We start from the raw sequence: 10,774 nt of genomic DNA, 5'->3' as shown, positions 1-10,774 counted from the left end.
TTCGCCGGCAAGCCTGGCTCCTACAGAATCGCGGGATGTTCAGGTATGGGGGTTCACACCAAAGCTGTAGGAGCCGGCTTGCCGGCGATGGCGATTTCACGAACGCCTTCGCCGGCAAGCCTGGCTCCTACAGAATCGCGGGATGTACAGGTATGAGAGGTTCACACCAAACCTGTAGGAGCCGGCTTGCTGCGGGCGGCGTTCCGACGATGGCGATTTCATGAACGCCTTCGCCGGCAAGCCTGGCTCCTACAGAATCGCGGGATGTTCAGGTATGGGAGGTTCACACCAAACCTGTAGGAGCCGGCTTGCTGCGGGCGGCGTTCCGGCGATGGCGATCTCATGGACGCCTTCGCAGGCAAAGGTTTGGTGCTTTACTGGAAAGACCCCGCCCCCTGCGAGTAGCCCCGCCATGAACCGCAACGACCTGCGCCGCGTGGACATGAACCTGCTGGTGATTTTCGAAACCCTGATGTTCGAAAAGAACCTGACCCGGGCCGGGGAAAAGCTGTTCCTCGGCCAGCCTGCCGTCAGCGCTTCGCTGGCCAAGTTGCGTGATCTGTTCGATGACCCACTGCTGGTGCGCAACGGTCGTGTGCTGGAGCCGACCCAGCGCGCTCTACAGATTCTCAAGGAGTTGCAGCCGGCGATGGACACCATTTCCGGCGCGGTCAGCCGGGCCAAGGATTTCGACCCGGCCACCAGCCGCGACGTGTTCCGCATCGGCCTGTCTGACGACGCCGAGTTCGGCCTGTTTCCGCCGCTGCTCAAGCAGATCCGCGAAGAGGCGCAGAACGTCGTGGTGGTCGTACGGCGGGTGAATTTCCTGCTGATGTCGTCGATGCTCGCCAGCGGTGAGATTTCCGTCGGGATCAGCTACACCACCGAATTGCCGGCCAACGCCAAGCGCAAGAAACTGCGCGACCTGAGCGTGAAGATCCTGCGCGGCGACAGTCGGCCCGGTGTCCTGACGCTGGATGATTACTGCGAGCGCCCTCACGCGCTGGTGTCGTTTTCCGGGGACCTGACCGGGGCCATCGACAATGACCTCGCCCGCATCGGCCGTTCACGCCGCGTGGTGTTGGCAGTGCCGCAGTTTGCCGGGCTGCGCGCCTTGCTGGCCGGCACCGACATGCTCGCCACGGTGCCGGATTACGCCGCGTGTGCGCTGATCGAAGGCAGCAGCCAGTTACGCGCCGATGACCCACCGTTTGACATCAACCTGTCCGAACTGTCGATGGTCTGGAACGGGGTCAACGATAACGATCCGGCAGAACGTTGGTTGCGCGCGCGAATTGCCCAACACATGTCGGCGCCACTGCCGGGGGGGTGAGCGAATTGAAATCCGGATCGGTCTCGCGCAGGAAGATCGGCAGGTCCGTCATCGGCGGCATGGCCGGAATGTCGAAGTACATCTGGATCACCCAGCCACGGTGATAACTGGCGTGATTGACCACGTGCAGCAGCATCGCACCGGCGCTCATGGTCCCGCTTTCGCCCGAGACGAACGTGAACTCCAGGGGTTTATCCAGCGAGGCGTCGGTCTGGCGTTCGCTCCAGTCGCAGTACCAGTGATCGATGTCTTTTTGTGCCATGCGCAGATCGGCGAGATCGGGATGCAGCAGATCGTGCGAAGTCTTGAAGCCGTGCCCCCGGCCTTCGAGGTGGGCCTGCCAGATGCAGTCCACGACGTAGATGTGGTTCAGCGTGCCAATCATGTTCTTGAACACCGAGACCCGTTCTTTGTTGACCTCGCCCGGTGGCAAATCGGCCAGGCTGTCAAAGAGACGTTGATCGGCCCAGCGTTTGTAATCGGCCAGCATGCGGGCTGTGCGTACGTTAATCATCAGAGGTCTCCCATTGTGATGGGCGCACTGCAAAGCATAGTCCTCGTGAGGCGTGGCAGCTCAAACGCTGATCATCGGTCGCCCAGTGCCTGCGTTACCCGCTCGGCCAGCGCCAGGCAACTGGTCAGCCCCGGCGATTCGATGCCGAACAGATTGACCAGTCCGGGCACGCCATGCGTGGCGGGGTCGCTGATGATGAAGTCGGCGGCGGGTTCTGTCGGGCCGGTGATTTTCGGGCGGATGCCGCTGTAGGCCGGTTGCAGGCTGTCATCGGGCAAGGCGGGCCAGTAACGCCGGATGGCCTCGTAGAAACCATCGGCACGGCGCGGATCGACGCGGTAATCGACGTGATCAATCCACTCGACATCCGGTCCGAAACGCGCCTGACCACCCAGATCGAGGGTCATGTGCACCCCCAGCCCCGCGCTCTCCGGTGCCGGGTAAACCAGGTGCCGGAACGGCGCGCGGCCGCTGAAACTGAAATAGCTGCCCTTGCACAAACGAGCCGTTGGCACGTGCTGCGACGACAGGCCCTCAATGCGGCTCGCCACCTGCGGGGCGGACAACCCGGCGCAATTGATCAACTCGCGGCAGCTCAGGGTCATCGGCTGGACGCCACCCATCTGCAATTCGAAACCGTGTTCGCTGCATCGGGCCGACATCAATGGCGTATGAAACGCCATCGACGCCCCGGCGGCCTCGGCGTCCGCCTGAAGCGCCAGCATCAGGGCATGGGAATCGACAATCCCGGTAGAGGGCGACCAGAGCGCGGCGACGCAGGACAGCGCCGGTTCAAGGTCACGGGCCTGGTTGGCGTCCAGCCATTGCAAGTCATCGACACCATTGCGGGCGCCCTGCTCCAACAACTTCTGCAACGCCCCGCGCTGGTCATCATCAGTAGCGACGATGAGCTTGCCCAGTCGCTGATAACCGACGCTACGCTCATCACAAAAGACGTAAAGGCGTTGTTTGCCCTCCACGCATAATTGCGCCTTGAGGCTGCCGCTCGGGTAATAGATGCCGGCGTGGATCACTTCCGAATTGCGCGAACTGATGCCCACGCCAATGCCCTCGCCGGCTTCGACCAGAATCACTTCGCGCCCGCTGCGGGCCAACGCTCTGGCCACCGCCAGCCCGACCACACCGGCCCCGACCACCACGCATTCGATATCGACACTCACCTGCCCTGCGCTCCTTTTAAACGATCAAAACGTGCCGGGATAACTGCCGCCGTCCAGCAACAGATTTTGCCCTGTCAGGAAACCAGCGTGGGCGCTGCAGATGAATGCGCAATAGGCGCCGAACTCATCGGGCTGGCCAAAGCGCTGGGCCGGAACGTTTTTGCGCCGCTGTGCGCTGATGCTCTCGACGCTGGCACCATTGGCCTCGGCGGCGGCGCTCAGGGTTTTGTGCAGGCGCTCGGTCTCGAACGGGCCGGGCAACAGATTATTGATCGTGACGTTGTGCCCGGCCAGCCGCGACTGCCGCGCGAGCCCGGCGATAAAACCGGTCAAGCCGCTGCGGGCGCCGTTGGACAGGCCCAGCACATCGATCGGCGCCTTCACTGCACCGGAGGTGATATTGACGACGCGCCCAAAACCGCGCTCGGCCATGCCATCGACACAGGTCTTGATCAGCTCGATGGGCGTCAGCATGTTGGCATCCAGCGCCTTCAACCAGTCTTCGCGTTGCCAGTCGCGGAAGTCACCCGGCGGCGGGCCTCCGGCGTTATTGATCAGGATGTCCACCTGCGGGCAGGCCGCCAATACTTGCTCGCGGACGGCCGGCTCACTGATGTCGCCGGCCACCGTACGCACTTCGATGCTCGGCGCCAGGCCGCGTAATTCTGTGGCGGCAGCTTGCAACGTTTCGTCGCCACGGGCGTTGATCACCAGGTTCACGCCCTCCTTCGCCAAGGCTCGCGCACAGGCCAGCCCCAAGCCTTTGCTGGCGGCGCAGACAATCGCCCAGCGACCCGATATGCCCAATTCCATGACGATGCTCCCGACGGTTCGAAAACCTTAAGTTACCACCGTGCGCCGTCGGGATACCCCAGGGAATCAGGTTTGTTCGGCAATTCAATTGTTCCGGATTATCACGAGTGGATCGCCCAGAACCTCAACCACGACAACCTCACGGTTGAAGTGCTGAGGCTGGAAGCGGCCCGGCGGTTGCTGGAAGAGTCCGAGTGCAATATTGAGCAGATTGCCCAGGGGGGCGGGTTGGGGATGAGGAGCGGATGCGGTTTACGTTTCAGCGCAATTTGGGGGTTCGCCGAGGGAGTATCGGAGGCGGTTTTCGCGGTGATGAGGGAAGTCTGGAGCAAACTTCCTTCGTTCGGATATGGCTAGATCACAGCACTATGTATGCTCCGCTGATGGCGAAGCATACAGTTGCGATGTGAAAAACGTGTGCCGCAAGTCGGGCAAACGTAGGGCTTTTCTCCGGTATGGGTGCGCATGTGAATATCAAAAACACTTTTCCGGGCAAAACTTGCGTCACAAGTCGAGCACTTATAAGGCTTTTCTTCGGTATGAGTGCGCATGTGCGCCTTCAAATGAGACGATTGCGCAAAACCTGTTTCACAAATTAGGCACTTATAAGGCTTTACTCCGGTATGTCTGCGCATGTGCTCCTTCAAACTACCCTTTTGCGCAAAGCATTTGTTGCATAACTCGCAGCTGTACGGTTTTTCACCGGTGTGGGTTCGCAGGTGGTTATCTAAATTACTTTTACCCGCAAATCTTTTGGCGCAACGCGGACAGCTAAACCGCATATTCCTGCCGTGCGCCTGCTCCCTCCCATCACCCGCAGCAGAGGTCGAGGGCTGGGGTTCTGCCTGACTCAGGACTGGCGCTGGTTGACTGGTACCGCGTATCGGCGACACCGGAGCCAAATCCGTCACAGGCGTAGATGCAGGTGGCATAGGCATGACGGGCTGTGGTGATGGGGGAGGTTCATGAATTTCGTCGGCTGGCAAATCATCCGGATCTGACGCCATATCCTCGCCAACCAGCGCAGCAAAGACTTCAAGGGTATCGGGGTAGCCTTCCAAGGCCTTAATAAACTCAAGCTGCGCGGTCTGACCAAACGATTGGTCATCGTCTTTTACTCGCCCATCTCTGTCGAAATAGCGCATCGGCGAATTCCCGACAAACCCATACCGATTCAACCCGTCCACCTCCCCCGCCGGGTCCGGGTTGAGCCAGCCGTGTTGCCAAGGCGCGTAGTACCGATAACCGTAGTAATACAACCCGGTGGCGTCACGCTCCTTGCCCGAGTAACCCTTGGTTTTATACGACGCCTTGGCGGCGTGATGTGCCACCCACCACGCCCGGCCACCAAACGGCAGATAGCCTTCGTCACTGATCACCGCGCCCTTTTCGTCCAGCTCCAGTTGGCTGGAGCCCAGGTGATCGCTGACGCTGTAACTCAAATAATCGTTGTCCACCCCGGTGGGCGGTGAGCCGACCCAATGCCGCAGCCGCACCGTGTTGCGTCCGGCTTCGATCTCCAGCACATGCCGCTCGGCTCCGTCGGCGGTGCGGTGAATTTCCACACCCGGCAGGTAGCGTACCTCGGCGATCAAGGTGCGGCGTGAGGTCAGTTCGCAGCGTACTTTGCGCAGGCGTTTGCCACCGCCGCCGTAGCGATAGAGTTCACGGTCGTCCGGACCATCTTCGCGGGTGACCGGGGACACCTGACTTAACTGGTTGCGCGCATCCCAGCGCAGCGTTTGCCCGCGCAGCAGGTGAAGCTGATTGCCGTTGCCGTCGAACTCTCGGGTGAAATCCGGCGGTGGATCGCCGTCGTGCTGGTTCACGCGACGGTTGCTACTCACATCCACGGCCCAACGCCGAGTGAACGGCTGCGCGCCAAGATGCCGCAATTCCAGCGGGTTACCGCCGGCGTCGTAATCGTATTCTTCGCGGTAGTTGACCAGCGCGTTCGGGTCGTTGGCGGCGCGGTAGACCTCTCGGCCGGTGGCGCAAATCAACCGGTACAGGCTGTCGTAGGCGTAGGTGCTGACGGGGTCGACACGCTGGTTCTTGAAATAGGTGGTGGTTTTGGCCTGGTCATCGATCCGCACCGGATTGCCGACCGGGTCGTAGGTGTAATGCAGCTTTTGCAGCGGCGGTTGATTGGGCAGGCCGGCACTCAAGTGCAGCAGGCGCGCGTCTTCCGGACGGAATTCGGCACGGGTGACCACGCCGTTGCCGGCCGTTTCCTGCTCGACCAGACCGCCAGCGTTGTAGCGGATCTCGCTGACCAGCGTCACCTCGGCCTCGCCTTGGCGCTGCAAGAAAACCGCACACAATTGCCCGGCGCAGGTGCGGCTGAACCGTCGGCGGTTGAGCATGGCGTCGATTTGCGTCGTGACCTCGCCCAAGGCGTCGTAGGTCCAGCGACTGTCGAGGCCGGGTGTGGGTTCGAGTAAGGCATTGCGCGCTTCAATTTCCAGCGGCCAGTGCACCGGATCGAGCGACGCCAGAAAGTGGCTGCTTTCCAGCAACGGCAGGCCGCGCAGGTTGTAGTCGGGCATGTGCCGGGTGGTGCTCGGGTCGTCGTGGCGGATCATCTGCCCGCATTGATTTCTGGGACTACCGCTGGGGTCACCGTATTGAAAACGCTCGACCACCCGTGGTGTTTCGTCCTCAAGTTGTTCGGTCACCGCGATGGGACGTAACTGTTGGTCATAGGCGCGTTGCTCTGTGCAACGGCTGTCCCAGCGTTGCAGGATCTGACCCGCCGGGCCCAACAACGACAGAGTCCAACCTGAATCGACGCTGACGTTCAGTAACTCGCTGCCGGACAAGCCACGGAGGGAACTTCGATTCGGTCCACGCCCCGCAGTCCCCAATCGCGGATCCACACGCGCCACTTCCCGCCCCAACGGATCAAACACCTGCCGGGTGATCTGCGGCTGCGCCGGTTGCCCTACCGCAGAACGGCAATAAGCCACCGCGCGCACCGCCAGACGTCGCGGGTCAATGACCGCGAGATCGGGAGTGTGGGTGTCCACGCCAAGGTTATTCATAAAGGTTGAATACCATGCGACGCGAACGGCGACTACTGACAGAAATAACAGGTCAATCCATGCCGATGCCAACAGCCGAGCGGATCCAAACCTGCGCATTGAAGTGATTGTGTATGCGGCAAGGAACTCCTGACGGCCGCCGCGCATCCTAAATTATGTGGTACTTCCATTACGCTTTCAGAGGACACCGTCATGCGCCGTCTGATCATCATTTCTTCCCTTGTGTTGTGTTTACCCTTTGGCTCGGTTTTCGCGGATGTGGATGCGGGCGATGTGGCCACCTCGGCCGGGGTTTCCGCTTCGCTGTACTCGACGTTCAAGGACGACAAACTCATGATCCCCGCCCGGGATGATGCCTCCAGCTTCGTGGCCAGTGGCGGTGCGATTCGTGGGGTGTATCTGGAGTCGGTCATGCAGCAGATCCGCCAGGACAATCCCGGACTGAACGCCAGCGATGAAGACCTCGCCAGAGCGATTCTGATCCAGGACGGTGCCGCTGCCGGGCAATGAAGGCTGAAACATTCGCGGTGGGGCTTGTGACACCTGACCAGGCGTTTACGGCCCTGCTTCGCTTGCCGGCTACTTTGCGCTTTCAGCGGATGAACGCGCCCATCCGGCAACGAGTTGTGCGTTGATGCTGACGCCACCGCACACCACGATCACTACGTCATGGGCATCGGCAATTGCCGGGTGGTCCAGATAGCCGATTGCCAACGAAACACCGCACGCCGGTTCAACCAGCTGGCGCAAATCGTTGGCATACCGCACCACGCCCATGATCGCTTCGTCATCGCCGAGCACCACGCATTGGTGAGGAAAATCGAGGATGTGTTGCACCGGCCAGGCGGCCACTTGAGCCGCGCCGAGCGAGGTGGCAACGGTGTCGATGCGCGAAAGCCTGACCGGATGCCCGGCCTTGATCGCGGCCGAAAAAGACGCCGCACCCATGGTTTCGCAGGCGATGATGCGGCAATCCATACGGCCATGCCGAATCAATCCCGTAAGAATACCTGCCAGCAAACCACCGCCCCCCACCGACGTCACCAGCGTATCGACTTGAGGGCAGTCCTCGAGAATCTCATCGATCATCGTGCTGTGCCCTTCCCACAACACCGGATGATCGAAGGCCGGCACGTATTCGGTGTCTGCCCCTTTTGAAAGCTCCTTCGCCCGCTGATTGGCGTCGTCCCAGACCTTGCCGTGAACAATCACTTCGGCACCGGTTTTACGAATCCTCGCGCGCGTGCTTTCCGGGGTGGTGTGTGGCACCACGATGCAGGCTTGCAACCCCAGGCTGGCCGCCGCGACAGCGGTGGCGAAACCGGCGTTGCCACCGGAAGGACAGACCACCTTGCGCTTGCCCTCGGCCTTTGCCTGGCTGCACAACAGCCCCATGCCGCGCAGTTTGAACGAGCCGCTGGGTTGCAGGTTTTCCAGCTTGAGCCAGATCCGCCGAGTGGGGGTCGACAAACCCGGGTGCAGGATCAGGGGGGTTCTGATGTGAAGCATGTTGGGTTCCTCGGGCGCGCACCGACGGATCGAGTTCTTCAACCAGCCGGTGTTGCACGGTCCTTATCCAAGCTTAGATCACCCTGGCCCGAGCTTGCTGTTTCAACGATAACGCGGTGCCGCCGTGGAGTTGCCGAACAAGCCCGACAAGGTTTTGCGCTGGGCTTCGTAACGATCCCACTGCTCGCCATCGTGCAGGCCCGGAATGGTCACCACTTCCCCGCTCGCAAGCCCCACCAGCGCGGCGTCGACCATGTCCTCAGCGGACATCACGATCTCCTGCGGCAGGTTTTCCACCGGGTTGCCGGCCTCGCTCCAGAACTCAGTCGCAGTGGCGCCGGGCAGCACGGCCTGAATACGGATGCCTTTATCCGCCAATTCGTGGTGCAGCGATTGGCTCAGGCCCAACACAAATGCCTTGGTCCCGCCGTACACGCCGTTGAGGATTTCCGGCGCAATCGCGACGATCGAGGAGATGTTGATCACGGTTCCGGTGCCACGGGCGACGAAGCCTGGCACAACCGCGTAGGCCAGGCGCATCAGCGCGGTGACGTTGAGGGTGATCATGTCTTCCATGTCATCCACCGGGCTGCCCAGCAGCGGCATCACGGCGCCGACCCCGGCGTTGTTGACCAGCAATGTAATGCTGGCGTCGTTACGCAGAATGCCTTCAACCCGGCGCAGATCAGCCCGGTTTTTCAGGTCGGCGGCGACCACTTCCACGGCACGCCCGGTTTCGTTGCTCAGGTGATTGGCCAGGGCGTTCAGTTTGGCCTGGCTGCGGGCGACCAGAATCAAGTCATACCCCTGACGGGCGAGACGGTCGGCGTAGACCGCGCCGATGCCGGATGAGGCGCCCGTGATCAGGGCGGTGCCTTTGGACGAGAGAGCCATGTTCAGTTTCCTTCACAGTGAGGCGAGGTGTTCGCCGGGTGTGAACAGTTATAAATTGACTGACGCTTGTCTCAAATGACGTTTAAAGTACGTTTTCAGGACATATCCTTTTGAGGAGCCGGCAATGACTTCCGTAGCGTTTGTGGTGTTTGAAGGCTTCCAGTCCATGGCGCTGGCGGCGATGCCAGTGTTCGAATACGCCAACTTCAGCGCTGGCGAGACGCTTTATACGGTGAGTGTGGTGTCGGAAGACGGCCGCACTTTGCGCGCCTCCGGTGGTTTGAGCGTTGGTACCGAGGCGTTTGGTGAGCGGGTGTTCGACACGGTGATCGTGGTCGGCGGCGATGCCATTCTCGAGCAGGCGCCCGAGGGGGTATTGAATTACCTGCGCGGCAGCATCAAGACCGCACGGCGTACGGCGTCGATCTGTTCCGGCGCCTTTGTGTTGGCCCAGGCGGGTTTGCTGGAAGGACGGCGGGCGACCACGCACTGGGCGTACGCACGGGAACTGCAGGTGCGGTTTCCGTCGATCAAAGTGGAAGAGGATCGCATCTACGTGGTCGACGGTTCGATCTGGACGTCCGCCGGGATGACCGCCGGTATCGACCTGGCGCTGGCCATGGTTGAAAAGGATCACGGTGCCGAACTCGCCCGCGCCGTGGCGCAGAAACTGGTGATGTACCACCGACGCGCGGGCGGCCAGTCCCAGCACTCGGCGCTGCTGGAACTGGAGCCGAAATCCGACCGCATCCAGACCGTGCTCGGTTATGCCCGCGAACACCTCGCCGAAGCGTTGTCGGTGGAACACCTGGCGGACGTGGCGAGCCTCAGCCCGCGCCAGTTCAGCCGGGCGTTTCGCGCCGAAACCGGGCAGTCGCCGGCCAAAGCCATCGAAAACCTGCGCCTGGAAGCCGCTCGACAGATGCTGGAACGCGGGCGGTTGACCCTCGATCAGATCGCCACCGAAACCGGTTTTAGCGACCGCCGGCGCATGCGTGAAGCCTTCCTCAGAGCCTTCGGCCAACCGCCACAAGTAATTCGCCGCAACGCCCGAGCCGAGGTTCTGTAGGAGCCTGCTTGCTGGCGATTGGCCCTTGAGGCAGATGGTGATTTTGAAAATGCCATCGCCAGCAAGCCGGCTCCTACAGGGTCCGGGACAATCCCCGTGTCCTCCGTCATATGCACCATTTGTAGGAGTCAGCTTGCTGGCGATTGGCCCTTGAGGCAGGTGGTGATTTTGAGAACGCCATCGCCGGCAAGCCGGCTCCTACAGGGTCCGGGGCAATCCCCGTGTCCTCCGTCATATGCACCATTTGTAGGAGCCAGCTTGCTGGCGATTGGCCCTTGAGGCAGACGGTGATTTTGAGAACGCCATCGCCGGCAAGCCGGCTCCTACAATGAATGGTGTATTCGTTGAATGTGCGGGGTGACTATGAAGATCTCGGCCAGATTGGCGTTTTTCGCCATTGTCAGCACCCTCGCCTAC

General features: G+C 61.2%; 10 protein-coding genes. 4 read left to right on the top strand and 6 right to left on the bottom strand.

Features of this window, described 5'->3' with window-relative positions; genetic code table 11:
• The first annotated feature begins 412 nt into the window (after window positions 1-412).
• Window positions 413-1,333, top strand: coding sequence for a LysR substrate-binding domain-containing protein (locus KGB27_RS29615; RefSeq protein ID WP_008043533.1), 921 nt, complete (start codon window positions 413-415; stop codon window positions 1,331-1,333).
• Here KGB27_RS29615 and KGB27_RS29610 read toward each other — a convergent pair.
• From KGB27_RS29610 to KGB27_RS29600, 3 genes are all read right to left on the bottom strand, one after another.
• On the bottom strand, window positions 1,254-1,847 hold the full coding sequence (locus KGB27_RS29610; RefSeq protein ID WP_192496277.1) for a DinB family protein: 594 nt from the start codon (window positions 1,845-1,847) through the stop codon (window positions 1,254-1,256). The two genes, KGB27_RS29615 and KGB27_RS29610, sit on opposite strands and share 80 nt — an antisense overlap.
• Before the next feature lie 71 nt (window positions 1,848-1,918).
• Complete coding sequence (locus KGB27_RS29605) at window positions 1,919-3,028, bottom strand: NAD(P)/FAD-dependent oxidoreductase (protein ID WP_223557272.1); 1,110 nt, start codon at window positions 3,026-3,028, stop codon at window positions 1,919-1,921.
• A gap of 24 nt (window positions 3,029-3,052) precedes the next feature.
• Window positions 3,053-3,841: an SDR family oxidoreductase gene (locus KGB27_RS29600; RefSeq protein WP_223557271.1), complete on the bottom strand. Its 789-nt coding sequence runs from the start codon at window positions 3,839-3,841 to the stop codon at window positions 3,053-3,055.
• A 72-nt stretch (window positions 3,842-3,913) separates the two neighbouring features.
• Between KGB27_RS29600 and KGB27_RS29595 the strand changes: the two genes are divergently transcribed.
• Window positions 3,914-4,198 (top strand): hypothetical protein, encoded by a 285-nt coding sequence (locus tag KGB27_RS29595; protein WP_223557270.1) that lies wholly within the window; start codon window positions 3,914-3,916, stop codon window positions 4,196-4,198.
• On the opposite strand, the gene KGB27_RS29590 is transcribed toward KGB27_RS29595, so the two are convergent.
• Window positions 4,195-7,032, bottom strand: a complete 2,838-nt coding sequence (locus tag KGB27_RS29590; protein ID WP_223557269.1) for a C2H2-type zinc finger protein — start codon at window positions 7,030-7,032, stop codon at window positions 4,195-4,197. The two genes, KGB27_RS29595 and KGB27_RS29590, sit on opposite strands and share 4 nt — an antisense overlap.
• A 45-nt stretch (window positions 7,033-7,077) precedes the next feature.
• Here KGB27_RS29590 and KGB27_RS29585 point away from each other — a divergent pair, with 45 nt between their 5' ends.
• Window positions 7,078-7,395, top strand: a complete 318-nt coding sequence (locus KGB27_RS29585; protein ID WP_008034622.1) for a DUF2388 domain-containing protein — start codon at window positions 7,078-7,080, stop codon at window positions 7,393-7,395.
• Between the two features lie 69 nt (window positions 7,396-7,464).
• Here the strand turns inward: KGB27_RS29585 and KGB27_RS29580 are convergent, their stop codons facing one another.
• Together KGB27_RS29580 and KGB27_RS29575 are read right to left on the bottom strand one after the other, a co-directional pair.
• On the bottom strand, window positions 7,465-8,394 hold the full coding sequence (locus tag KGB27_RS29580; protein ID WP_008034623.1) for a pyridoxal-phosphate dependent enzyme: 930 nt from the start codon (window positions 8,392-8,394) through the stop codon (window positions 7,465-7,467).
• 102 nt (window positions 8,395-8,496) lie between these two features.
• Window positions 8,497-9,288: an SDR family NAD(P)-dependent oxidoreductase gene (locus KGB27_RS29575; RefSeq protein ID WP_223557268.1), complete on the bottom strand. Its 792-nt coding sequence runs from the start codon at window positions 9,286-9,288 to the stop codon at window positions 8,497-8,499.
• Between the two features lie 124 nt (window positions 9,289-9,412).
• On the opposite strand from KGB27_RS29575, the gene KGB27_RS29570 reads away from it, so the two are divergent.
• Window positions 9,413-10,357 carry a GlxA family transcriptional regulator gene (locus KGB27_RS29570; protein WP_223557267.1) on the top strand — a complete coding sequence of 315 codons (945 nt, stop codon included), beginning with the start codon at window positions 9,413-9,415 and terminating at the stop codon, window positions 10,355-10,357.
• The last annotated feature ends 417 nt before the right edge of the window (window positions 10,358-10,774 follow it).

Origin of the sequence: Pseudomonas sp. BF-R-01, assembly GCF_019946615.1 — a bacterium.
In the GTDB taxonomy this organism is placed as follows: Bacteria; Pseudomonadota; Gammaproteobacteria; order Pseudomonadales; family Pseudomonadaceae; genus Aquipseudomonas; species Aquipseudomonas migulae.
The sequence above is the reverse complement of the archived record's forward strand: the minus strand, read 5'-3'. Positions and strand labels throughout refer to the sequence as shown.